13 protein-coding genes are annotated in these 24,267 nt (G+C 71.6%); 2 read left to right on the plus strand and 11 right to left on the minus strand.

The window, feature by feature from the left end; all coding sequences use genetic code 11:
- Positions 1 to 55 precede the first annotated feature (55 nt).
- On the minus strand, positions 56 to 250 hold the full coding sequence (locus J2853_RS24195; RefSeq protein ID WP_307561633.1) for a DUF3046 domain-containing protein: 195 nt from the start codon (positions 248 to 250) through the stop codon (positions 56 to 58).
- Between the two features lie 69 nt (positions 251 to 319).
- A complete protein-coding gene (locus tag J2853_RS24200) occupies positions 320 to 808 on the minus strand; it encodes a VOC family protein (protein WP_307561635.1) in 489 nt (162 codons plus the stop codon).
- Positions 809 to 1,611: 803 nt separating this feature from the next.
- On the opposite strand from J2853_RS24200, the gene J2853_RS24205 reads away from it, so the two are divergent.
- A complete protein-coding gene (locus tag J2853_RS24205) occupies positions 1,612 to 6,804 on the plus strand; it encodes an Lhr family helicase (RefSeq protein ID WP_370879325.1) in 5,193 nt (1,730 codons plus the stop codon).
- A 59-nt stretch (positions 6,805 to 6,863) separates the two neighbouring features.
- Here the strand turns inward: J2853_RS24205 and J2853_RS24210 are convergent, their stop codons facing one another.
- From J2853_RS24210 to J2853_RS24220, 3 genes are read right to left on the minus strand one after another with little or no spacing between them, the layout of a single operon-like run.
- On the minus strand, positions 6,864 to 8,489 hold the full coding sequence (locus tag J2853_RS24210) for an ABC transporter permease (RefSeq protein WP_307561637.1): 1,626 nt from the start codon (positions 8,487 to 8,489) through the stop codon (positions 6,864 to 6,866).
- Positions 8,486 to 9,391 carry an ABC transporter ATP-binding protein gene (locus tag J2853_RS24215; RefSeq protein WP_307561639.1) on the minus strand — a complete coding sequence of 302 codons (906 nt, stop codon included), beginning with the start codon at positions 9,389 to 9,391 and terminating at the stop codon, positions 8,486 to 8,488. The genes J2853_RS24210 and J2853_RS24215 overlap by 4 nt, the downstream gene beginning before the upstream one ends.
- Positions 9,384 to 10,058, minus strand: a complete 675-nt coding sequence (locus J2853_RS24220) for a TetR/AcrR family transcriptional regulator (protein WP_307561641.1) — start codon at positions 10,056 to 10,058, stop codon at positions 9,384 to 9,386. The genes J2853_RS24215 and J2853_RS24220 overlap by 8 nt, the downstream gene beginning before the upstream one ends.
- Positions 10,059 to 10,421: 363 nt before the next feature.
- Between J2853_RS24220 and J2853_RS24225 the strand changes: the two genes are divergently transcribed.
- A complete protein-coding gene (locus tag J2853_RS24225) occupies positions 10,422 to 11,933 on the plus strand; it encodes an NAD(P)-binding domain-containing protein (RefSeq protein ID WP_307561643.1) in 1,512 nt (503 codons plus the stop codon).
- 24 nt (positions 11,934 to 11,957) lie between these two features.
- On the opposite strand, the gene J2853_RS24230 is transcribed toward J2853_RS24225, so the two are convergent.
- From J2853_RS24230 to J2853_RS24255, 6 genes are read right to left on the minus strand one after another with little or no spacing between them, the layout of a single operon-like run.
- On the minus strand, positions 11,958 to 17,534 hold the full coding sequence (locus J2853_RS24230) for a non-ribosomal peptide synthetase/MFS transporter (RefSeq protein WP_307561645.1): 5,577 nt from the start codon (positions 17,532 to 17,534) through the stop codon (positions 11,958 to 11,960).
- Positions 17,531 to 18,844, minus strand: coding sequence for a 2-oxo acid dehydrogenase subunit E2 (locus J2853_RS24235; RefSeq protein WP_307561647.1), 1,314 nt, complete (start codon positions 18,842 to 18,844; stop codon positions 17,531 to 17,533). The genes J2853_RS24230 and J2853_RS24235 overlap by 4 nt, the downstream gene beginning before the upstream one ends.
- The gene (locus J2853_RS24240; RefSeq protein ID WP_307561649.1) at positions 18,837 to 19,820 is read right to left on the minus strand and encodes an alpha-ketoacid dehydrogenase subunit beta; all 984 of its coding nucleotides are present in this window, start codon (positions 19,818 to 19,820) and stop codon (positions 18,837 to 18,839) included. Before J2853_RS24240 ends, J2853_RS24235 begins: the two co-directional genes overlap by 8 nt.
- Complete coding sequence (locus J2853_RS24245; RefSeq protein ID WP_307561651.1) at positions 19,811 to 20,734, minus strand: thiamine pyrophosphate-dependent dehydrogenase E1 component subunit alpha; 924 nt, start codon at positions 20,732 to 20,734, stop codon at positions 19,811 to 19,813. The genes J2853_RS24240 and J2853_RS24245 overlap by 10 nt, the downstream gene beginning before the upstream one ends.
- Positions 20,727 to 22,322 (minus strand): condensation domain-containing protein, encoded by a 1,596-nt coding sequence (locus tag J2853_RS24250; protein WP_307561652.1) that lies wholly within the window; start codon positions 22,320 to 22,322, stop codon positions 20,727 to 20,729. The genes J2853_RS24245 and J2853_RS24250 overlap by 8 nt, the downstream gene beginning before the upstream one ends.
- Positions 22,322 to 23,941, minus strand: a complete 1,620-nt coding sequence (locus J2853_RS24255; RefSeq protein WP_307568797.1) for a class I adenylate-forming enzyme family protein — start codon at positions 23,939 to 23,941, stop codon at positions 22,322 to 22,324. The genes J2853_RS24250 and J2853_RS24255 overlap by 1 nt, the downstream gene beginning before the upstream one ends.
- Positions 23,942 to 24,267 lie beyond the last annotated feature (326 nt).

The raw sequence follows: 24,267 nt of genomic DNA on the forward strand, positions 1-24,267 counted from the left end.
CCGCGGGTCGATGAGTGATCATCACAGGTCAACGGAGTGATGTGCGAAGAGCGGCCTAGCGGAGCCTGGGCGAGACGTCGGTCACCCCGCACACGGCGTTCCAGACCTCCTTGGCCCCGACGCCGTCGGCCAGCGCCTGGTTCGCGGTCCGGCCGCCCAGGTCCGCGATGACGTAGTCGCGAGCCCACGACTCGGCGTACGGATCGCCGAAGTGCAGCTTCATCCGCTTCCAGAACTCCGACAGGCGCATACCTCAAGTATGGGTGCCGCCGGAGGTGGAACCGCCGCCCCCGGGAGATCGGCCGGAGACTTCGAGCCGTCAGAGAACGCGGGAGCCGTACATCTCACCGAGCGGGTCGGCGAGCAGTTCGAGGCGGGCCCCGTCGGGGTCCGTGAAGTAGATCGAGGTACCGCTCTCGACCTGGTGCGGCACGCCCGCGGCCTCCAGCTTGCCCCGCAGTCGCTCCCAGGCCGCCGGGTCCACCGAGATGGCGATGTGGTGGAGCCCGCCGAGGACCTCCTTGTAGGGGCCGAGGTCCAGCCCGGGGAAGTCGAAGAAGGCGATCAGGTTGCCGTTGCCGATGTCGAAGAAGAAGTGGTTGGAACCCCGGTAGTCACGGTTTTCGATGATCTCCGTGAGGGGGAACTCCAGAAGATCCTGGTAGAAGGCGATCGTCTTCTCGACATCCGAGGAGATCAGGGCGAAGTGATGCAAGCCTCTCGCGCTGCTCTGCGGACGATGCTCTCTCACGTGTTCCGTCTTGATCCGCTCACGTGTCGCCTCGATGGCCTGATAGTCGATGCTCACCGTTAGCCCACCGCTCACTGCGTCGTATGTCTGTCAGTCGTATGTCTGTCAAAGGCTTCTGCCCCGAGGCCGGGGAAGGCCGGCCTCCTGCCGGTGGCCGCCCCGGGACGCCCCCGGGCTCCTCGGTGATTTAAATTTAAAGGAAAACGCCCAGTACTGGAACCCAGCCCCGAGGCGGCCCCGCTGACCCGGCCGATACGGCCGGAGCTCCCGGCGGCTGGACCTGACCGGGTCACCGCCTCCTCCGGAGGCATGAAGGGCTCGGAGACCGCGTTGACGCCAGGTCGCCGTAGCACCGGGTCTCCCTGGCCTCGGGGCCGCCACTCGCCGCGCCCTTCGCCGAACTGGTCCGGGGCGCCGGCTCTCTCCACGACGGTCTCGGGGCGCCTGAGCGGCCCCCTCAGCGTCCTCATGCGGTCTCATGCGGTCTTGGGGCGCCCGGAACGGCACCTGCGACGGCCTTCCGGCGATCCAGGAGCTCCGAAGCGGACCTTACGACGACCTCACAGCGGTCTCAGGGGCCCGGGAACGGCCCTTGCGGTGATCTCGCGGCAGCCCGCTCCGAGGCTACGGCCCCGCATCCCCTCCCCGCATCCTCTCCCTGTATCCCTTAGCCGCGTCCTCTCCCCGCATCCTCTCCCTGCATCCCTTAAGCCGCGTCCCCTCACCGCGGGTCTCACCGCGGAGGCGCCGGTGCTCACCTCCTACGGCCCGGCCGCCGATGACGGATTCTGTCGGTGAGGGGATGCACTATGGAGCCGTGACCCGAATGGGGCGATCACGTCGGCAGGGGGAGGCACGTGATGAGCGAGGCGGGCCGTGAACCGGCGAGCGGCGACGGGGCGCTCGGCCACTTCACCCAGATGACCAGAGACTGGTTCACCGGGGCCTTCGCCGCGCCCACCGCCGCGCAGGAGGGGGCCTGGGCGTCGATCGCCAGAGGCGACAACACCCTGGTGGTCGCGCCCACCGGGTCCGGCAAGACGCTGGCCGCGTTCCTGTGGTCCCTCGACCGGCTGGCCTCCGAGCAGGCGTCCGCCGGCGAGGTGCCCGCCGCGGGCGTCAAGGACGGGCGAAAGCGCTCTGGAAAGGACGAGCCTCCACGACGGTGCCGGGTGCTCTACGTGTCACCGCTCAAGGCACTGGCGGTGGACGTCGAGCGCAACCTCCGGGCGCCGCTGGCCGGGCTGAGGCAGACCGCGCGGAGGCTGGGTCTTCCGATGCCGGACATCTCGGTGGCGATCCGGTCGGGCGACACCTCCCCCGAGGAGCGGCGCCGGTTCGCGGCCAAGCCGACGGACATCCTCATCACGACCCCCGAGTCGCTGTTCCTGCTGTTGACCAGCCAGGCCCGTGAGGCGCTGCGCGGCGTGGAGACGGTCATCATCGACGAGGTGCACGCGGTGGCGGCCACCAAGCGCGGCGCGCACCTGGCCCTCAGCCTGGAGCGGCTCGACGCCCTGCTGTCCCGGCCCGCACAGCGCGTCGGCCTGTCGGCGACCGTGCGTCCGGTGAGCGAGGTGGCCGCCTTCCTCGGCGGCCCCCGCCCGGCGACCGTGGTCCAGCCGCCCTCGGAGAAGGTGATCGAGGTCGAGGTGATCGTGCCGGTCGAGGACATGACCGAGCTCGACATGCCCCCCTCCCCCTCCGTGCCCGGTGACGACGACCACTGGCCGGCCGAGCCCCCGGCCCGGCGGTCCATCTGGCCGCACGTCGAGGAGCGGCTGTTCGATCTGATCGGCGGCCATCGTTCGACGATCGTGTTCTCCAACTCCCGGCGGCAGGCCGAGCGGCTGTGCACCCGCCTCAACGAGCTGGCCTGGGAACGCCGGACCGGCGACCCGGAGCGGATCGAGCCAACCAGGCAAGCAGGACGGGCGCGGCCGGGCGGGCAGATAACAGAGGCCGCAGGGCAGGCGGAGGCGGCCGGGCAGGCGGAGCCGGTGCACTGGGCGCAGGGGTTTCCCGGCCCTCCGGCGTCCCTCTCCACCCCGGCGGGGGTGATGGCGCAGGCGGGGACGGCCAAGGGCGTGGTCCCGGAGATCGTGCGAGCCCACCACGGATCGGTGTCGAAGGAGGAGCGGTCCCAGATCGAGGAGGCGCTCAAGTCGGGGCGGCTGCCCGCCGTGGTCGCGACCTCCAGTCTGGAGCTCGGCATCGACATGGGCGCGGTGGATCTGGTGGCCTGCGTGGGGGCGCCGCCGAGCGTGGCGAGCGGCCTGCAGCGGATCGGCAGAGCCGGGCACCAGGTGGGAGCCGTCTCACGGGGAGTGATCTTCCCCAAATACCGCGGAGACCTGGTCCAGACGGCCGTGGTGGCCGAGCGGATGAGGAGCGGGGAGATCGAAGACCTCCGTTACCCGCGCAACCCGCTCGACGTGCTCGCCCAGCAGATCGTGGCGATGACCGCGCTGGACGAGTGGACGGTTGACGAGCTGGAGAGCGTGGTACGGCGCGCCGCACCGTACCGGGCCCTGCCCAGGAGCGCGCTGGAGGCGACGCTCGACATGCTCGCCGGGCGCTATCCGAGCGAGGAGTTCGCCGAGCTGAGGCCCCGCATCGTCTGGGACCGGGTCACCGGCACGCTGCAGGGCCGTCCCGGAGCTCAGCGGCTGGCCGTCACCAACGGCGGCACGATTCCCGACCGCGGGCTGTTCGGCGTGTTCCTGGTCGGGGAGAAATCCTCCCGGGTGGGCGAACTGGACGAGGAGATGGTCTACGAGTCGCGTGCCGGAGACGTGTTCGTGCTGGGCGCGACCTCCTGGCGGATCGAGGAGATCACGGCCGACCGGGTGCTGGTCACCCCCGCCCCCGGGCAACCGGGCAAGCTGCCGTTCTGGCACGGCGACACCGCGGGGCGTCCGGCGGAGCTCGGGCGGGCGATCGGCGCGTTCCTTCGCGAGATGTCCGCGGCGGGCGCGGACTCCGGGGCCAGGCCCGGTTCCAAGGCGGAGACGAACTCCGGGTCGAAGCCTGGTTCGGAGACCGGCACGACCTCCACGACGGATGCGGCCGACGGGTCGGGCACGACCTTCGCCTCGGGCCCGGACCTCACGTCAGGCGCGACCTCCGCGATGGGTACGGCCCCCGGCATCGGCGTGAACCCTGGGGACGGTCAGGCCCCCGCGAACGGTCAGGACTCCGGAGACGGTCAGGTTCCCGCGAACGGTCAGGACTCCGGAGACGGGCGGGGCTCCGCGAACGGTCAGGACTCCGAAGACGGGCGGGGCTCCGCGAACGGTCAGGACTCCGAAGACGGGCGGGGCTCCGCGACGGATGCGCGATCCGGGACGAAGCCCGGCTCCAAGGGACGTCCGGCGGAGCGGAAGAGCCCGGCCCGGGACGGGGCCCTGGAGCGGATCAGGGCGGCGGGGCTGGACGAGTTCGCCGCGGCCAACCTGCTGTCCTATCTGGCGGAGCAGCGGCAGGCCACCGGATACGTGCCTGACGACAGGACCCTGCTGGTCGAGCGGTTCCACGACGAGCTGGGCGACTGGCGGGTCGTGGTGCATTCGCCGTACGGCGCGAGAGTGCACGCGCCGTGGGCGCTGGCGATCGGGCGGCGGCTGCGGGAGCGCTACGGCGTCGACGTGCAGGCCATCCACTCCGACGACGGGATCGTCCTGCGCATCCCCGACACGCTTTCCGATCCCCCGTCGGATGTCGCGGTCTTCGACGCGGAGGAGATCGAGCAGATCGTCACCGAGGAGCTCGGCGGCTCGGCGCTGTTCGCGGCGCGCTTCAGGGAGTGCGCGGGGCGGTCGCTGCTGCTTCCCCGGCGCACGCCCGGCAAACGGACCCCGCTCTGGCAGCAGCGGCAGCGGGCCTCGCATCTGCTCACCGTGGCCGGCCGCTACGGGTCGTTCCCCGTCGTGCTGGAGACGATGCGCGAGTGCCTGCAGGACGTCTTCGACGTGCCGGGGCTGGTGCGGCTCATGCGGGACATCGCCGCGCGGCGGGTCCGGCTGGTCGAGGTCGAGACCGGCCAGGCGTCGCCGTTCGCGGCGTCACTGCTGTTCGACTACATCGGCGCGTTCATGTACGAGGGGGACGCCCCCCTGGCCGAGCGCCGCGCCCAGGCCCTCTCGCTCGACACGAGCCTGCTGGCCGAGCTGCTGGGCCAGGCGGACCTGCGTGAGCTGCTCGACCCCGACGTGATCGCCGACACCGAGCGTGAGCTGGCCCGGCTGGACCGGCCGCTTCGTGACCTCGAGGGCCTGGCCGACCTGCTCCGCTCGCACGGCCCCCTCCTCGCGGCCGACGTGAGCCTGCGCGAGGGCGACCCGGCGTGGCTGGCCGAGCTGGAGACCGCCCGCCGGGCGATCAGGGTGCGGGTGGCCGGGCAGGAGCAGTGGGCGGCGATCGAGGACGCCGCCCGGCTGCGTGACGCGCTCGGCGTGCCGTTGCCGGTGGGGGTGCCGCACGTCTTCCTGGAACCGGTGGAGGACCCGCTCGGCGACCTCCTCGCCCGGCACGCCCGCACGCGCACCCCCTTCCTCGTGAGTACGGCCGCCGCCAGGTTCGGGCTGGGCCCCGCGGTCGTCATCGACGCGTTGCGCCGCCTGGCGGCCTCCGGACGGGTCGTGAACGGCGAGTTCCGGCCCGGCGGGCGCGGTGAGGAGTGGTGCGACGCCGGGGTGCTGCGGATGCTGCGCCGCAGGTCCCTGGCCAGGCTCCGCAAGGAGGTGGAGCCGGTCTCCGCCGAGACCCTGGCGGCCTTCGCCCCCGCCTGGCACGGCATCACCGGCTCTCCGCAGAAGGGCAGGCCGCCGATCGACGCGCTGGTGGGCGCGATCGAGCAGTTGCAGGGTGCGGCGGTGCCCGCGTCGGCTCTGGAGACGTTGATCCTGCCTTCGCGGGTGCCCGGCTACGACCCGTCCCTGCTGGACGAGCTGACGTCCTCGGGCGAGGTCATCTGGGCGGGGCAGGGATCGCTGCCGGGCGGAGACGGCTGGGTGGCGCTGTATTTCGCGGACACCGCCCCCCTGCTGATGCCGGAGCCGGCCGAGATCACCATGACCCCGGTGCACGAGGCGGTCCTGGAGGTCCTCGGCGGCGGAGGCGCGCTGTTCTTCCGTGAGCTGGCGGGCCGGGTCGGCTCTCTCCTGAGCGGCGCGGCCACCGGCGACCTGCCGTTGGCGGCGGCGGTGTGGGATCTGGTGTGGGCGGGGCGGATCACCGGCGACACGCTGGCCCCCCTGCGGACCACACTCGGCACGGGACGTCCCGCGCACCGCCCGGCCCCCACGCGCAGACGACGGGCGGTGCTGCCCACCCGAAGCGGGCCTCCGACCGTGGGCGGGCGCTGGTGGACGCTGCCCGGCCCGGCGGACGACACCACCCAGCGGGCGCACGCCCAGGCCGAGGTGCTGCTGGAGCGGCACGGGGTGGTGACCAGGGGTGCCGTCACCGCCGAGCGGCTGCCCGGCGGGTTCGCCGCCGTCTACCAGGTGCTCCGCGCGTTCGAGGAGAGCGGCCGGTGCCGCCGGGGTTACTTCGTCGAAGGTCTGGGGGGCGCCCAGTTCGCCCTTCCCGGCGCCGTCGACCGCATGCGGGCCACCTCCACGTCACCGCAGGTCACGACGCCCGCGCCCGACCCGTGGAGCGGGCGGAAACCGGCCGAGGACACGCGGCGGGCGGTGGTGCTGGCGGCGGCCGATCCGGCCAACCCGTACGGCGCGGCCCTGGCATGGCCCGCCCATCCGGGCGAGGTGTCCCACAAACCGGGAAGGAAGGCGGGATCCCTGGTCGTGCTCGTGGACGGGCATCTGGTGCTCTACGTCGAACGCGGCGGCAAAACCCTGCTCTCCTTCGTCGACGGCGATCGCCTCCAGCCCGCCGTGGACGCCCTGGCGCTGGCCGTGCGCGACGGTGCCCTCGGCAAGCTCACCGTGGAGCGCGCGGACGGCACGGCCATCAACGACTCCCCTCTGGGAGCCGCCCTGGAATCGGCCGGGTTCCACCCGACTCCCCGGGGGCTGCGCCTGCGGGCCTGAGCCGGCGGGTCCTCACCCGGGGAGATCCTCAGGGTGAGGATTTGACGACCCGGCTCGGGTCAGGACGTCAGGTCCCGGCGCCGGAACAGCGCCGTTCCCGCCGCCGCCAGCGCCGCCGCCGTCACCACCAGTGCCACGATCGGCCCGGCTGAGACGTCCACCGCCGGAATCGACGGCACGTGACGGAAAGGCGACAGGTCGCGCACCGCCTGGGGCAGTCCGAGCACGTCCCCGAGCAGGCCGCCGGCGATGCTGACCGCCAGCCCGGCCCAGGCCAGCGTGACCGCGAGCCGGGGCAGGGCGCCGAACACCAGCACCACGAACCCCGCCAGGACCAGCGCCGCCGGCAACTGCGCCAGCCCGGCACCGATCAGCGTCACCACTCCCGTGTCACCACCCGCGGCGGCGTCCGCGATCCCGGCGCCGGCACCGGCGAGCACCAGCATCGCCGTCGCACCGCCGACCGCGCAGGCCAGATGCGAGGCCACCCACCGCGCCCGGCCGACCGCCGTGGCCAGCACCGCCTCGGCCGGCCCGCCGGCCTCCTCGGAGCGCAACCGCAGCAGTGCCTGGACGACGAAGCCCGCCGCGAGCACACCGAACACGTTCATCATCGCGGCGAAGAACAGGTCCACCAGGTCGGCGCCACCCGCGTTGGCGAGCTGCCCGATCAGCTTGGAGGCGCCCGTGTTGCCGGACATCGCGTCGTTCACCGTCCTGCCGAGCGAGCCGACCCCCACGCCGAACACGGCACTGCCGATCACCCAGCCGAGTGTCAGGCCGCGGTTCAGCCGCCAGGCCAGCCCGAGCGGGCTGAGCAGAGCGCGTGAGCCGGTCGCCGGTCCCGGCCTGTCGGGGATCAGACCGGCGCCCAGGTCCCGGCGGCCGACCAGGAGGAAGGCGCCCAGCACGCAGACGACGAGCAGCACGACCGGCAGTGCGAGCACCCACCAGCGCTCCTCCCCGTACGGGCGCACCTGCATGCCCCAGCCGATCGGGGACAGCCAGGACAGCCAGGTGCCGGTCACCTGGATGCCGTCCGGCGCCCGCTCGCCGAGTGCGTCACCGAGGCCGCGGACCAGGTAGGCCACCCCGACGGCGGTGGCGGCGCAGGCGTTCGCGGTGCGGGCGCTCTGGAACAGCTGCGCGGCGACGGCGGTGAGCCCGGCGAAGGCCGTCCCGGTCACGGCGCACGCGGCGCCGAACGCCAGCGCGCCGTCCGCCGCCAGGCCGGAGCCCAGCAGGGCGCCGGTCAGCGCCGCGCCGAACAGCAGGTTCGCGCCGGACGTCACGGCCAGCGCGGCGGTCAACCCGGCGTGCCGGCCCACGCCGCCCGCGCCGATCATCTCGGCCCGGCCGGTCTCCTCGTTCTGGCGGGTGTGCCGGATCATCGCGAACGTGCTCATCAGCGCGGCCAGCACCAGCATGAACGCGTAGTTGCGGAAGTTCACCGTGGCGCCGAGGTCGGTGCCGACCGGCGCGCCGCGCATCAGCAGGACGGCGGCGCTGCCGCCGGCGCCCCGGAGCGCGGCGACCCGTTCCGCCTCCTCGGGGAACTCGTCGACGACGGCGGCGACACCGGCCGCCAGCACGGCGGCCGAGCCGGCGATCCAGATCGGCAGCTGGACGCGGTCGCGGCGTACGGCCAGCCGGATCAGCCGGCCGGTGCCCGCGTAGGCGCTCATCGGGATGTCCCGGCCACGGGTGCGTCACCGTAGTGGCGCATGAACAGCTCCTCCAGCGTCGGCGGCCGGCTCGTCAGCGCGCGCACGTCGAAGCCGGCCAGGTGGCGCAGCACACCGGGCAGCTCCGCCGAGTCCACGTCGAACCGGGACCTGGTGCCGTCGGCCACCAGATCGTGGACGCCGGGCAGCCCGTCCAGCCCGGTGATCGGCTCGGCCGCCTCCACGTCGACCGCGGTCCGGGTCAGGTGACGCAGCTGCGCCAGCGTGCCGGACTCGACGGTGACCCCGTCCCGGATGATGCTGACCTTCGAGCAGAGCGCCTCCACCTCGGAGAAGATGTGGCTGGACAGCAGCACGGTCGCGCCGTTGCCGCTCACCTCGCGGACGGTCCGCTCGAACGCCGCCTCCATCAGAGGGTCGAGGCCGGAGGTGGGCTCGTCCAGAACGAAGAGTTCCACGTTGGAGGCGAACGCGGCGATCAGCGCCACCTTCTGCCGGTTGCCCTTGGAGTAGGTGCGGCAGCGCTTGGTCGGGTCCAGGTGGAAACGCTCCACCAGTTCCTTCCGCCGGGCCTTGTCCAGCCCGCCGCGCAGCTCGCCGAACAGGTCGATGGCCTCGCCTCCGGACAGGTTCGGCCACAGGTTCACGTCGCCGGGCACGTAGGCCAGCCGGCGGTGCAGCCGCACCGCGTCCTTCCAGGGATCGCCGCCGAGCACGCTCACCTGGCCCGCGTCGGCCCGCAGCAGGCCGAGCAGCACCCGGATCGTGGTCGTCTTGCCCGCGCCGTTGGGACCGAGGAAGCCGTGCACCTGGCCGGTGCCGACGTTGAGGTCCAGGCCGGAAAGGGCCTGGGCCGAGCCGAATGTCTTGACCAGACCGGCCACCGCTATGGCGTCAGTCATCGAGGTCCTCCTGGGACGGGGGCGGGGGTGGGGTGTTCTGGAGCCGGTCGAGGGCGGCCCGCACCAGGGCGGCGTCCTCCAGGCTCATCAGCGGGTGGGAGTAGATGTCGATCAGGGCCCGGGACAGCAGCAGGTCTCCCTCGGGGCTGAGCAGGTCGACGCCGACCACCCGGGACACCTGACGGTTCAGCACCGCGACGGCCAGCGCCATCGCGGTGCCCACCGCCGCTCGGGTCCGGAGGTCGACGTCGGGAGGTTCGGGGCGGTTCTGATCGGCCTCGGCGAGCCATTCCTCGGTCAGCCGGACCATCTCGTCGAACAGCGGTTCGGCCGACCCCTCGGCCAGGGCTCGGGCCATGTACTGCTGGTACGGCCTTGTCGCGGCGCGGGCGGCGGCCACGTAGTTCACGTCGGCGTAGGTGGTGTCGGCCCGGACCTGGTCGTTGAGCCGGCGGACCATCTTGACCAGGTGGGCGTCGCACGCCTCACGCAGTTCCTGCTTGGAGCCGAAGTGATGGCGCACCAGTCCTGAGGACACCCCGGCGGTCGCGGCGATCTCCCGGATCGTGGCCCGCTCGAACCCGTGCTCGCCGAAGTGCAGCATCGCGGCGTCCCTGATGCGGGCGCGGGCCGTGAGGTCCTCGGGGTCCGGTCCGGCTGTCGTCACTACTACCCGCCTATTCGGAGATATAGCCAACTACTCATACGTAAAGGAAGCTACACCCATGTGTAGTCCACGTCCAGGGGTGGGCAATGACCTCTCCGTGCGCCGCCCGGACCGTCTCCGAAGGACCGCTGCAGGAGGCCGGCGGCGACATCCGCGTCTCGGTGGTCTCGCCGGGCGTCACCGAGTCGGAACCGATCATCTCTTTGGCGGCTTCCCGGATTCGTTCATGGCCCCTACCGTGGACTCCACGGGGCACGGCTTGTGGATCAACGAGATGTGACGGGAGGTTCGGCGCGCAGGCGGATCGCCGAAAGCCGTGGGTGGGTATCTCCAAAAAGCGCGCATTTCCCCAGGAGGTTCTCCGTGATCCAGGAGCATCGTTACGTTGTGGTCGGCGCGGGTCCGGCCGGACTGCAGATCGGCTACTTCCTGCAGGCGCGGGGGGCCGACTATCTGATCGTGGAGCGGGAGCGTCTCGCCGGAGGCTTCTTCAGCCGGTTCCCCCGGCACCGCAGGCTGATCTCGCTCAACAAGGTGCACACCCTGTCGGACGACCCGGAGACCCAGCTCCGCTGGGACTGGAACTCACTGCTGAGCGACGACCCGTCGCTGCTGTTCCCGCAGTACAGCGACGACTACTTCCCCTCCCCCGACGACCTGCGCCGCTACCTCCACGACTTCCACACCACTCACGACCTGCGCATCGCCTTCGGCGTCGGGGTCGACCGGGTGGTCAAGGAAGGGGACGGGTTCCGGCTGGAGACGACCGGCGGGCCCGAACTCCGGGCCGAGTGCCTGATCTGGGCGGGCGGGTGGGGCTCGCCCAACATTCCCGGCATCCCCGGTATCGAGTACGCCGAGGGATACGAGGACATGAGTGTCGACCCCGAGCAGTTCCGCGGCAAGCGGGTGCTGATCCTCGGCAAGGGCAACTCCGCGTTCGAGACGGCCCACGAGCTCCTCGGCCACGCGTCGATGATCCACCTGGCCAGCCCCCGGCCGGTCCAGCTCGCCTGGAACACCAGGCACCCCGGGGACGTGCACGGCATGTACGGCGCGCTGCTCGACAGCTACCAGTTCAAGACGCTCCACGCCGTACTGGACTGCACGGTCGATCGGATCGCGTTCGACGGCGAGACCTACACCGTGGACATCTCCTACAGCCACGCCGACGGCGAGACCGCGACCCTGGAGTACGACGCGGTCCTGCGCTGCACCGGCTTCCGGATGAACACCGAGATGTTCGCCGACGGCCTGAAGATGGCCCCCTGCGAGAAGCTGCCCGCGGTGCGGGCGGACTGGGAGTCGGCCAATCTCGACAACCTCTACTTCGCGGGCACGTTGATGCAGGCCCGCGACCTGAAGCAGGCGTCCTCCGCGTTCATCGAGGGCTTCCGCTACAACCTGCGGACGATGGACCGCCTGCTCGCCGAACGCTACGACGGCATACGGCTGCCGCGCACCGCCGTCCCTCTCGACGAGCTGACCGGGTCGATCCTCGACCGGCTCAACGGGAGCTCGGCCCTGTGGACCCAGTGCCAGTATCTGGTCGACGCGCTGGTGGTCGCAGGCGGAGGCGTCGACCGCTACGAGGATCTGCCCGAGGACTACGCGGTCGAGCGCTTCGGAAACGTGATCACCGTGGGCCTTCGCTGGGGCAGCGGCCCGTACTCCGACGTGTTCGCGGTCGAACGCCATCCGGTGCCGTCGAGGGCGGCCGAGAGCTCCTTCATCCACCCGGTGGTCCGGGTGTTCGAAAACGGCGTGCTCGCCGAGGAACTGCACCTCCTTGAGGACCTCCTCGCCGAGTGGCGCCACCCCGACCGGCACGTGGCGCCACTGGAGGAGTTCCTGCGTCGGCTGCTGCCCCGCTGAGGTCCTCGTCCGACCGCGACGAGGTCAGCTCCGGACGGCGACCGCCTCGGCGGGCGTTTCACCGGATTCCCGCTCGCGGCGCCTCTGGATGGTCTGGAAACCGACCAGGTCGTCCGGGAGCGCGTCCGGCACGTCCACGTCGAACCGCGACAGCGTCCGGGTCCGCATGGCGACCAGCGCCGTGACGGCGATGGCGATCGCGAACAGGACGTACATCAGGCCGACGCCCCGCCCCTGCCCGGTTCCGAGCACCAGGCCGACGGTGTCCGCCAGGGGGCCTCCGGGCAGCAGCAACGGATCGAACAGCGCGCTGCCGTACGGCGCGACCAGGCCGAAGCCGATCGGCAGGGTGGACCAGGCGATCAGGGTGTTGAGCGCGATGACCCGGCCGTGGAAACGCTGGGGCACCTTGACCTGGACGATCGTGGCGTAGACGCCGTTGAGCATGGTCAGCCAGAACGACATCCCGAAGGCGCCGATCGCGATCAGGAGCAGGTTCTGCTGGAGACCCGTGATCAGGCAGAAGACGCTGAGGAGGAGGGTGGAGAGCATGACGCCGCGCAGCCGCCTGCGCCGAGGCCCGCCCCAGACGGTCATCGCCAGACCGCCGAGGAAGACCCCGAGACCTCCGGCGAACGCGATCCTGCCGACGTCCTCCAGCGTGGCGAAGCCCAGGACCAGCGGCGAGACGAGCAGGAACAGCGGGGACAGGAAGACGTTCAGCACCGCGAAGAAGAACAGCATGCCGCGGAAGCCCCGGTTGCCCCAGGAGAACCTCCAGCCCTCGACCATCTCGGCGACCAGGCTCTCCCTGCGCTTCCACGCCATGGTCTCCGGGAAGCGGACGACGAGCAGCACGATGATCGCGAAGGCGTAGGAGACGACGTCCAGGACGAGGATGCCCTCCAGCCCGATCGCCGCCATCAGGCCGACCGCGAGAAGCGGGACGACCAGCTGTGCGGTGCCGGTGACCATCTGCACCACCCCGTTGGCGTGGCCGAGGAACCGTTTGGGGACCAGCTGCGGGAGGGCGGAGTTGTAGGCGAGGCGCTGGAAGGTCAGCGCGACCGACAGCAGGACCAGAAGCGGGTAGATGTGCCAGGTCTGGAGATTCCCGGTCCACAGCAGGATGCCGAGGGAGAGCTGGGTGCCGAACGCGCCGACGTCTCCGGCGAGCATGACCTTGCGCCGGTCGTAGCGGTCGACGAGGGCGCCGGCGAGAGGGGACACCAGCATGCCGGGCACCAGCGCGAGGACCGAGAACAGGGCGAACCTGGCGAGTGAGCCGGTGTTGATGTAGATCCACAACGGGACGGCGAACTCGGTCAGCGACGACCCGATGATGGAGACGAGCTGCCCCGCCGCCACGGTGGCGAACCGCTTCATGCTCGGCTGCGGACCGGACCGCGCCGGAGGGTCCGTGGCGGTACGGTGTCCCGCCGGTGGCGCGCCGTTCGCGCCCGGACCTTCGAGGACGGGCGTCGCGTGCCCGGCGGACCCGGCCTGCGTCGCGGCGTTCCCCGCGGTGGGATGGGTGGAGCGTTCCTGGACGGACACGCCTTCGAGCCACCAGGAGGACCGTTCGGTACGGCCCAGCCCCGCGGTGTCGCCGGAGGCGATGGCCAGGTGGGTGCCGGTGAGGATGGTGGCGAGTTCCCCGGCCCGGTACTTCAGGAAGAAGTGACCGGCCTCGTCCAGCACGACCACGGCGGTGGAATCGGTCAGGAGGTGCCACTCGCGGTAGCGCTCCTGGTAGAACTCGGTGGCCGGATCGCGGTCGCCCGCCACGGAGATGATCGGCGCGTCGAGCGGTTCGACCCCCTCCTCGAAGAGCCGGGTGAAGTAGCGTTCCGCCTCCTTCGTGCCCTTACGGCGGTTGTCGATCATCAGCTTGAGCTGGTCCCGTTCGAGCTCCTCCACGTCGAGACCGGCGGCCTGCAGGGCGTTGGCCCAGATCTGGTCGCTGCGGAGGCGATCGGTCAGATTCGAGAGCCAGGCCAGCGCCGACGCCGGCTGGGCGAAGGGGAAGATGCCACCGAGATAGATCGCCTCGACCGGACGCCCCGCCGCCTCAAGACGGCGAGCGATCTCCACGGTCAGCATGACGCCGAGCCCGCAGTGCCCGTACAGCGCGAGCGGGCCCCTGATCCCCCGCAGGATCTCCTCCACGCACCCCTGGGCGACCTCGGCCACGGGCCGGGTCTCCTCGATCAGTCCCATCTCCTGACCGGGGACGGCGACCGCGTGCAACGCCCAGTCCGCGGGCATCGTGTCGGCCAGCGGCTGGTAGATGGCCGCGCTGCCGCCGCCGTACGGCACGCAGACCAGGGTGGAGGTGGCGGCGCGGGCCGGGGTGAGCCGGTGCAGGAACATGCGCGGGCCGTTGTCGCCCGCCTCGACGAGCTCCGCGAGCTCGCGGACGGTCCTCTGCTTGAACAGGTCCAGGATGGTCACCTGGCGCCCGCCCGCGGGGATGACCCTCCGCAGGCGGGCGACCACCTGTGCGGCGAGCAGCGAATGTCCGCCCAGGTCGAAGAAGTCGTCGAGCACGCCGACCTGAGCCAGGTCGAGCACCTTCGCCCACACCTCCGCGATCGCCTCTTCGAGAGGCGTCCCCGGCGGGACGAATCCGGCCTGCTGGTCCGGCCGCTCGGCGTCGGGCTCGGGCAGCCTGGCCCGGTCGACCTTGCCGTGTGACTTCAGGGGCAGCTCGTCCAGCCAGACGAACCGTCCGGGGATCATGTATTCGGGGAGCCGCTCGCCGAGCCGCGTCCGCAGCTCGCTCACGCTGATCCGGTCCCCGACCAGGTATCCGATCAGCCGGTCCTTGCGTAGTTCGACGACGGCGTGCGCGATCCCGGGCTGGTCGGCGAGCACCGACTCGATCTCCGGCAGCTCCACCCGGTAGCCCCTGACCTTCACCTGGAGGTCGCGGCGGCCGAGGAAGCACAGGTCTCCGGAGGGCAGCCAGCGTCCGAGGTCGCCGGTCCTGTACATGCGCGCGCCGGGCTCGCCGTACGGGTCGGGCAGGAAACGGTCGGCCGTCAGGCCGGGCCGGCCGAGGTAGCCCCGGGCGAGCCGGTCGCCACCGAGGTGGATCTCGCCGGTCATGCCGGGCGGGACCAGCCGCAGGTGCTCGTCCAGCACGTAGACCCCGGCGCCGGGCAGCGGCCTGCCGATCGGCAGGTTCAGCGCCCGCTCGTCCTCCTGCGTGACGGCGTACGTGGAGATGCCGACCGTGGCCTCGGTGGGGCCGTAGTGGTTGACCACCGTGGTGTGCGCGGCCAGCTCCCTGCCCCAGCTCCAGGTGGACGCCTCGCCGCCGAGGATGAGGAGCTTGCGCGGGAGCAGCTCGGCCGGGTCCGCCCCGGTGAGCAGCGAGGCGAGGTGGGAGGGGGTCATCTTCAGGTAGTCGGTACGGCCCAGCCGCCCGGCGAGCTCCTCGGCCGGGGTCTGCGGATCAATCAGGTGCAGCTCGCCGCCGGTCATGAGCGACAGGTAGAAGATCGTCACTCCGAAGTCGAACGAGAGCGACTGCAGCAACGTGTAGACCGCCGCGGGCTCGACCGCGAACCGCTCCCTGACCCCGGCCAGGTAGTTCAGCACCTGCCGGTGCTGCACCCCCACGCCCTTCGGCCGCCCGGTCGTCCCCGAGGTGTAGATCACGTACGCCAGGTGGCCGGGGGAGGTCTCGGGGCGCTCGAACCCGGTCTCGTCCAGCGCCTCGGAGTCCAGGCGGATCACCGGCGTCTCGGGGAGCCCGGGGAGCAGGTCGTGCAGGGCGGAGGTGGTGAGGACGGCGACGGCGCTGGCGTCGTCGAGCATGTACGCCAGGCGGTCGCGGGGCTGCTTGGGGTCGAGGGGCACGTAGGCGCCGCCGGCCTTCATGACGCCGATGACGGCCGCCGCGAGATCGGTGGACTGCTCCAGGAAGACGCCGACCCTGGTGTCGGGGCCCACGCCGTACCGGTTTCTCAGCAGGGCGGCGATCCGGGTGGAGCGCTCGTCGAGCCCGGCGTAGGTCAGCGAGCCACCGCGGACCGCGGACGACGCCCCGGAACCCGCGGAGCCGCCGCGCGCCACGGGCGCCGCGCCCGAGACCGGCGAGTCGTCGCAGACCACGGCCGTCGCGCCGGGGGTCAGCGCGGCCTGGGCGGTGACGAGGTCGTGGAGCAGATCGTGGCCGGCCGGCTCAAGGGCGGTGCCGGTGCCGAAGCCCAGGACCAGGTCCCGCTCGTCGCCGGACAGCAGCGACAGCTCTCCCACCCGCGTCCGGGGGGCCGCCACGATCGAGCGCAGCAGCGTCTCGAACCGGGACGCCATCACCTCCACGGTCTCGCGGTCGAACAGGGCGGTGCTGTACGTGATGTCGCCGAACAGCCCGTCCACGCCCTCGAACAGGTACAGGCCGAGGTCGAAGCGGGTGGTCCTGACCGGGAGCCCGAGATAGGAAACCCGCCCGTCCTCCTCGCCCGCCTTGAAGTTCTGCAGCGCGAACGTGACCTGCGCGAGCGGCGACCGGCTCACGTCGCGGACCACGTTCAGCTCGCTGACCAGCTGGTCGAACGGGAGTTCCTGGTGCCCGAGGGCGTCCAGCACCGCATCGCGCGTACGTTCCAGGAACGTTCCGAACGGCGGGTCGTCCGCCAGGTCCGCGCGCAGGACCAGCGTGTTGACGAACATGCCGACGACGCCGTCCAGTTCGGACAGTCCCCGGCCCGCGACCGGGGAGCCGACCGCGAAGTCCCGCTGCCCCGAGTAGCGGGCCAGCAGGACCTGGAAGGCGGCCATCAACGTCATGTACGGCGTGGCGCCGGCCGTCGCGCCCAGCTCGGTCAGCCGCCGGGTGAGGTCGGCGTCGAGGTGGACGCCGACGGCGGCCCCCTCGTGGCGCTGTTCGGGAGGGCGCGGCCTGTCAGTGGGCAGTTCGAGGGCGGGCAGCCCGGCGAGCCGCTCACGCCAGTGGCCGAGCTCCCCTCGGTGGTCACGGCTCCGCTGCCAGAGGGCGTAGTCGCCGTAGCCGACCGGGACGGGCGGCAGGGTCTCGCCGTCGTGCAGGGCGAGCAGCTCACGGATGATCACATCGCTGGACCAGCCGTCCGTGACGCTGTGATGGGCGGCGATGAGGAGCACGTGGTCGGCGGGTGCGAGCCGTACCAGCACGGTCCGGAAGAGCGGGCCCCGCTCCAGGTCGAACGGGGTGGCGAGGTCCGCGTCGAGCAGCTCGATCACGGCGTCCAGGTCCGGCGCCTCGGTGACGCGGAACTCGGCGGGGCGGGGTTCGTCGACGACGAGCTCGGGAGCACCGTCCTCGGTGGTGAGGAACCGCATCCGCAGGGCCTCGTGGCGCGCGACGATCTCGTCCAGCGCCCGGCGCAGCGCGTCGGCGTCCACGTCGCCGCGCAGCCGCACCGCGACGGGAACCGTGTAGGTGACGGTGCCCGGCCGGTACTGCTCCATGAACCACAGGCGTTCCTGGGCGTGGGACAGGGGCGGGATGGTGCCGGGCTCCCGGGCCTCGATGGTCCGGGACCCGTTCCGGCGCCGGAGCCGCTGGGCGAGCAGCGCCCGCTTGGCGTCCGACAGCGTTGTCTCCGTCATGATTCCAGCTCGCTCCGGAGTGCGGCGAGGAAGCGCGAGGCGTCCCGGCCATTGATCAGTCGATGGTCGTAGGCGAGGCCGATGTTCGCGACCGTCCTCGCCGTCACGGCGCCGTCCTCGCCGAGGACGAGTTCCCGCTGCGGCGAGGTGATCGCGAGCGCGCAGACCGTCCCGGGAAAGATGAGGGGGATCGCGAGGACGATGTCGGCGTCGGTGTGCAGGGTGACGGCGATGGTGGCTCCGGCGAGGTCCTGCTCGCGGAAGTCCCCCTCGGTGGCGGCCAGCCGGTAGCGCATGAGCGTGTCGGCGATGCCTCTGAGCGAGCCGGTGTCACGGACGACCGGTACGTAGAGACCCTCGCCCATGTCGAACGTGACGCCGATGTACGGCGCCTCCGCCGGCCGCGCCTCGTCCCCGTCGATCGAGGCGAAGAACAGCGGAAACCTCGGGTGCAGCCCGGCCACGGCCTGGACGAACAGCTCCACGAGCCCGACCGGCCTGCGGACCTCCCTGGTCAGCCCTCTGGCCCGTTCCAGCAATGGCCCGACCTCGAACTTCATCACCGTGTAGGCCGCGGGAATCGTGTCGTGGGAGGTGGTGACCGCGCGCGCGACGGCTCGCTGCACCCTGGAGAGCCGGTGCGTGCCCGCCGTGTCATCGGCGTCCGGGGTGCGGGGGCCACGCCGGGCCGGGGCCTCGGCACGGCTGACCGCCGGGGCCCCGGAGCGGTGGCCGGCCAGGGCCTCCACGTCGGAGCGGCGGACGACGCGCAGGCCCAGGGCCGTGACCTGGTCGTGGGAGACGCCAAGCTCTTCCATGGCCGCGCGGGCGGGGTCGGTCACCACCGGCTCGATGTCCGACGCCCCGGCCCCTGAGGCTCCGGTCCCGAGGACCGGGTTCCCGGGGACGGGGGCCTGGGGAATCGTGCTCTCGGCGACCGCGCTCACGGGGACGGCGGTCTCCGGCGACGCGGGAGACGTGACGGCGGTCTCCGGCGACGCGGGAGACGTGACGGCGGGGGCCGGGACCGCGGAGGAGAGGGCGGGTGCCGCGCCGGCCTCCCCCGCGGGCGGGACCGGCTGGGAGGTGACGCGGGCCAGGACCGCGCCGGGAGCGATCCAGGTGTTGAGCGCGGCGGCGTGGTGGAGGTAGCCGGACTCCTCCGCCTCCAGCTCGTCGGCCGCCTTGGAGGTCTCCAGGACGGCGACCGGGTCTCCGGCGCCGACGGGCCTGCCGTCCTCGACGAGCCACTGGACGATCAGGTACTCGGTGTCGTTGTCGTTGAGCTTGGGGACGCGGATGTCAGCCACGCAGGGCCTCCCGTACGGCGTGGTGAATCGTGGACTCCCCCACCAGCACCTGACTTTCGAGGTGCGCGGCGGTGGGGATCACCTCGGCCCGGGAGTGGACGAGGCGGACGGGTCCGCGCAGGCGGTCCCAGAGACGGCCGTGGAGGAGGTGCGCGACCTCGCTGCCCCAGGTGCCGCCGGCCGTGCTCTCCTCGGCGACCAGGACGACGTCCCCGACGAACGGCAGCAGCTTCTCGACGTCCAGCGGGTAGAGCCGGGAGGGCACCAGCAGACGGCAGGAGATCTCCTGCTCCACCAGCAGGGAGCGCATCGCGGCCAGGGCCCGGTGCGCCATCCCGCCGGGAGCGATGATCACGCAGTCGGGGTAGTCGTCCGCGTCGTGGAGCTCGACCACGGCCAGGTCGCCGTCACCGCGCACCCGGAACAACGGGTCCACCAGGTCCATCTGCCGGGTGTAGAGGACCTTGTCCTCGAAGAACACGCACGGCTCGCCCCGCTCCAGCATCGCCGCGAACACCGCGCGGTTGTCGTGGAAGGGGGACATCTCGTACAGCGACAGCCCCGGCATGCCGACGAAGTGCTTCTGCAGGCTCTGGCTGTGCGTGGGGCCGTAGCCCCGGCCGCCGCCGGTCGGGCAGCGCACCACCATCCGCAGCGGCAGCCGCCTGCCGTACATCGACACCGACTTGCTCGCGAAGTTGCAGAGCTGGTCGAAGGCGAGCGCCACGAAGTCGCCGAACATGATCTCGGCCACCGCCGTGTTGCCGGTCAGCGCCAGGCCGGCCGCGACGCCGGTCAGGGCGCCCTCGCTGATCGGGGTGCCGATCACGCGGCCGGGGAAGCGGGTGGACAGGCCCTTGGTGACCTTGAAGGCGCCGCCGTACGGGTCGAGGATGTCCTCGCCGAGGAGGTAGGCGGTGGGGTCGTCGTCCAGCAGCCCGTGCAGGGCCGCGTTGAGGTTCTCGGCTACGCGCACGATTCCTCCCTGCGGGAGGGCGGGCGCGCGGCGACCTCGTCGACGATCCCCTGGACCTCGGCTTTCACCGTGCCGTCGAGCCGGTGGAACTGCTCGGGATGGTCGTGGGCGTAACGGCCGTACCAGTCGTTGTCCCTGGCGGCCTGTACGGCGCCGGCCGGGCGGACGTCGTCGCCCTTGCTGTGCGGGCCGAGCCGGTGGGTCACGAACTCGGCCACCAGCGGCCGGCCCTCCCGCACCTCCGCGACGAGTCCTTCGAGCGAGATCCGGATCTCGTTGACGTCGGTGGAGACGACCAGGTGGTGCCGGATGCCGAACGCCGCCGCCCGGCCGGCCACCGTACCCGCCATCTGCGACGCGGTCGGGGTCGACTGGGCGACGCCGTTGTTCTCCACCACGACCAGCAGCGGAAGCCGCCAGAGGGCGGCGAGGTTGAGTGCCTCGTACACCGCGCCCTCTCCCCAGGTGCCGTCGCCGATGTGGACGCAGGCGATCGCGCCAGGCTCGGACCGCTTGAGGTGGAGCGCGACCCCGGCGGCGACCGGCAGGCTCTCCCCCTGCACGCCGGTGGACAGGTAGCGGTCGCGGTGGATGTGCTGGCTGCCGCCGACGCCGCCGCAGACCGCGCCCTCCCTGCCCATGATCTCCGCGAGCAGCCCGTGCGGGTCACGGAACCTGGACAGGTAGTGGCCGTGGCCGCGGTGGTTGCTGAAGACGTGGTCGCTCTCGCCGAGCAGCGGGCGCAGCGCGACCGGGACGTACTCCTGGCCGAGGCAGGTGTGCGTGGTGCCGTTGAGGTCGCCCCTGCCGTACAGCTCCAGAAGCTTGAGCTCGAAGTGCCGGATGAGCAGCAGCAGCCCCAGGTCGTCGTCGCCGAGGCGGGAGAGGCGGAGCCCGTCGAGGGTCTCAGTCATCGTCGGTGCCGGTGCCACCGCCGGCGGCGTCCAGGGATTCGACGACTCCGGCGATGGTCGGGTTGTCGAAGAAGTCGTCCAGCGAGACCTCGACGTCCAGTCGCTTGCGCATGCGGGCGATGATCTGAGTGATGGTCAGGGAGTGGCCGCCCAGATCGAAGATGTCGTCGTGATCGTCGATCGGTGAGATGCCCAGGACTTCCTCCCAGATCTCGCGTACCTGGTCGGTCAGCGTGGTGACGGAACCCATCTCGTTCTCCAGAATTTCGGTCAGTCGCAGGTCGGGGTCGTGATGAGCGCGTTCCAGAAGAAGACGCAGGTCGGCGGCCACCCTGTCGGCGTCGGGGACGGCGTCGGGATCGTGGCGCAGGCTGATCTCCAGCCCGCCGGGGCCGTCGACGCACTGCAGGTGCAGCGCGCCTCGGACGGCGTGGTTGGAGACCGTCCACTCCACCGAGGCGTCGAGCCCGGTGAAGGCCGGGTCCGGGTCGTGGCGGGTTCGATAGCTGACGGAGACGGGGACCAGCGCGGCGTGCGGCCGGATGCGCGGCATCGCGCGAGACAGCGGCACCTGCCGGAACCGGTAGACCTCGCGGAGTTCGGCGCGCAGGGCGGCGGCGAACGCGCGGAAGGTCGTCTCGGGGGACGGGCCGGAGGCGACGGGGAGCTCGTTGACGAACAGGCCGATGTGGCCCGCCGCCTCGGGTGGCCGGGTGGACAGATCGACGGCGGTGGTCACCTCGGCGTTGCCGTATCCGAGGAGGCAGACGTGCAGCGCGGCCAGCAGCGCCTCGAACCGGGTCAGCCCGGGGATCGAGGGATCGGCGGTGAACCGCACCACCCGGCCCTCACCCGCCCTCCGGGATCGCAGCACCCGGCCGAGCACGACGGTCTCGCCCGGGTCGCGCCACCTGGGCTTCCAGAACTCCCTGGCGGCCGGGAGCGCGGCGGCCACCCGGTCGCGTTCGGCCCTGCCGTGGTCGATCTCGGGCAGCGGGGGCGGCGGCTCACCGTTGTAGAAGGCGGCGAGGTCGCGCACCAGGATGTCCTTGGACTGGCCGTCGAAGACCAGGTGGTGCGCGACGAAGAGGAGCAGGTGCCGGTCCGGGGCGACCTCGAACAGGGTGAACCTGGCCAGCGGGCCCTTCTCCAGGTCGAACCCGCGCAGGATCTCCTCCCGCACGGCCGCGTGCGCGTCCCGCTCCGGCACGTGCGCGCCTTCTCCCGCGTGCGCGCCTTCCCCCGGCGTGTGCGTGTCTTGCCCCGCCTGTGCGTCCCGCTCCGGCGTGTGCGTGCCCTGCTCCGCGTGCGCGTCCCGTGCCGGCGCCCGCCGTACGGGAACCGGGGCGCCGGGCAGCAGCCGCAGCTCGTTGCCCGCCTCCGCCACCACGCTGCCCAGCATCGGATGCCGGTCGACCACCGCCGCGCAGGCCGCCAGCAGCGCCTCGACGTCCAGCTCGCCGTTCAGGTGGACGAGGAGCGGCATGTGGTAGGCGGACCCCGCGCTCGCGTTCTGTTCGGTGACCCACATCCCCTGCTGGGTGAATGTGACCTCCGCTCCCCGCTCGGCGAACGTGGCCTCGGTCATCACGCGTTCTCCGTCGTCTTGCGCAGGGCCCGCTTGTCGACCTTGCCGCCGGCGTTGCGGGGCAGGGCGTCGACCGTGATGACGTGCGCGGGCAGCTCGTACGGGGCCAGCCTGTCCTTGAGGAAGATCCGCAACTCCTCGGGCGCGAGGCGGCCCTCGGTGACCAGGGCGACGGAGACGACGGTTCCGAGCACGGGGTGCGGAACCCCGAACGCCGCGGCCTCGATCACGGCCGGGTGCTGGTAGACGGCCTCCTCGACGTGGAGCGTGGAGACCTTGTACGCGCCGGACTTCACCACGTCGCTCTCGCGGTCGACGAGATAGAGGTAGCCGTCGGCGTCGATGAAGCCGAGGTCGCCCATGCGCACCCAGCCGTTGCGGAAGGTCCCGCTCTCCGGATCGCCGTAGTAGGCGCGCGGCGCGGCCGGGGACCGCATCCAGACCTCGCCGGTCTCCCCCTGCTCCAGCGGCTCGCCCTCGGCGGTGGCGATCCTGACCCGTCCCCCGGCCACCGGGCGGCCGACGCTTCCCGGCCGCTCCGGATCGAACATCATGATCGTCTGGGCCGGGGCGGCCTCGGTGGAGGTGTAGTAGTTGGTGATCGTCGCATTGGGGAAGGCCTTGGTCAGCGCCTGGGCGACGGCCGAGGGCAGGGGCGCGGCGGCCGAGCCGAGGAGCAGGACGCCCGACAGGTCGTGCCGCTCCCCCACGCCCGCCTTCATCAGCTCGATGGCCATCGCGGGGACGAGGAAGACCGTTCCCGCGCGGTAGGACTCGATCAGCGCGGCGAAGCGGGCGGGAGTGAAACGCGGCAGCGTCACGACGGCCGGGTGGGCGTCGAGCGCGTTGATCAGCATCGTCTGCCCGGCGTTGGTGCCGATCGGGAAGGCGTGGACGAGGTGGGTGGAATGCGCGAACGGGCGGCGTTTGGCACCGCAGCCGTAGGCCAGATTGGCATGAGTGGCCGAGACCCCCTTGGGACGGCCCGTGGTGCCGGAGGTGTAGAGGATCTGCGCGAGATCTCCGGGCTCGGGATCTCCGAGACGGCCGGGCACGGGGCCGGAAAGGCCTCTGACCTCGTCGTCCGCGGCATCTCCGAGCATGAAACTTTCAGGCCGCCCGGGCTCGGCCGTGAGCCCTCCGGACCCGGATCCCGCGAGCCGCTCAGCGCCGGAAACCGTGGGATCTCCGTCCCCGGGAGCCGCGAAAACAGCCGTCTCGTAGGACGTTTCGGCGTGCAGACCGGCGACCGTCGCGCTCCAGCCGATCTCGGGCACGGTGAGCCCGCCGGCGTGGATCACTCCGGTCGCGCGGCAGTTTTCCAGCATGAAGCGCAGGTCAGCGGACGCGAGGCGATCCGACAGCGGCACGGCCACGGCTCCGGACGCCAGGACCCCGCAGAACGCCACGGCGTAGTCCACCCAGTCCGCGCCCCCGAACACCAGGCCCACGCGATCGCCTCTGGTCACACCGCGCGCGACCAGGCTGTTCGCGAGCGCGGTGGATCGCTCGTGCCATTGGCGATAGGTGAGCGACGCCGAGCCGTGGACGATCAGCGCGAGCCCGTCGGGGTCGGCGAGGGCTCGGTCTCTGAGCAATGCGGGGACGGTCAGGTTCACCAAGTGAACCTCCATAAAGGTCGGATGTATGCGAGCTTGACGCTTGCGAAATGATCACAGCCAAACAGGAAACAACCTTTACTATTTTACGCCAAGATTCAGTCTTACATGATCGCCTTGGCCCCGCAAGCCCCTCACGGAGGCGCGAAAGGGCGGCGAAATCACTGGTTGGACCACCCTTGCGCCCCCGGCGCGGAGGTGTAACACTAACCCCTCAGTGGACTAACTGGAAGGTTTCTTTCCAGAAACAACCCTTCCAAATACCTGTTTGATTCGGTGAACACGAGCGCGGAGTTGATCTTCGCGTACCCGGCCTTCGCCTCCAC

Source organism: Streptosporangium lutulentum (genome assembly GCF_030811455.1).
Classification (GTDB): domain Bacteria; phylum Actinomycetota; class Actinomycetes; order Streptosporangiales; family Streptosporangiaceae; genus Streptosporangium; species Streptosporangium lutulentum.

Excerpts from the sequence above, each read along its gene's own strand:
- J2853_RS24195 (WP_307561633.1), bottom strand. The coding sequence starts at position 250 with ATGCGCCTGTCGGAGTTCTGGAAGCGGATGAAGCTGCACTTCGGCGAT.
- J2853_RS24205 (WP_370879325.1), top strand. The coding sequence starts at position 1,612 with ATGAGCGAGGCGGGCCGTGAACCGGCGAGCGGCGACGGGGCGCTCGGC.
- J2853_RS24210 (WP_307561637.1), bottom strand. The coding sequence starts at position 8,489 with ATGAGCGCCTACGCGGGCACCGGCCGGCTGATCCGGCTGGCCGTACGC.
- J2853_RS24215 (WP_307561639.1), bottom strand. The coding sequence starts at position 9,391 with ATGACTGACGCCATAGCGGTGGCCGGTCTGGTCAAGACATTCGGCTCG.
- J2853_RS24230 (WP_307561645.1), bottom strand. The coding sequence starts at position 17,534 with ATGACGGAGACAACGCTGTCGGACGCCAAGCGGGCGCTGCTCGCCCAG.
- J2853_RS24245 (WP_307561651.1), bottom strand. The coding sequence starts at position 20,734 with ATGACTGAGACCCTCGACGGGCTCCGCCTCTCCCGCCTCGGCGACGAC.
- J2853_RS24250 (WP_307561652.1), bottom strand. The coding sequence starts at position 22,322 with ATGACCGAGGCCACGTTCGCCGAGCGGGGAGCGGAGGTCACATTCACC.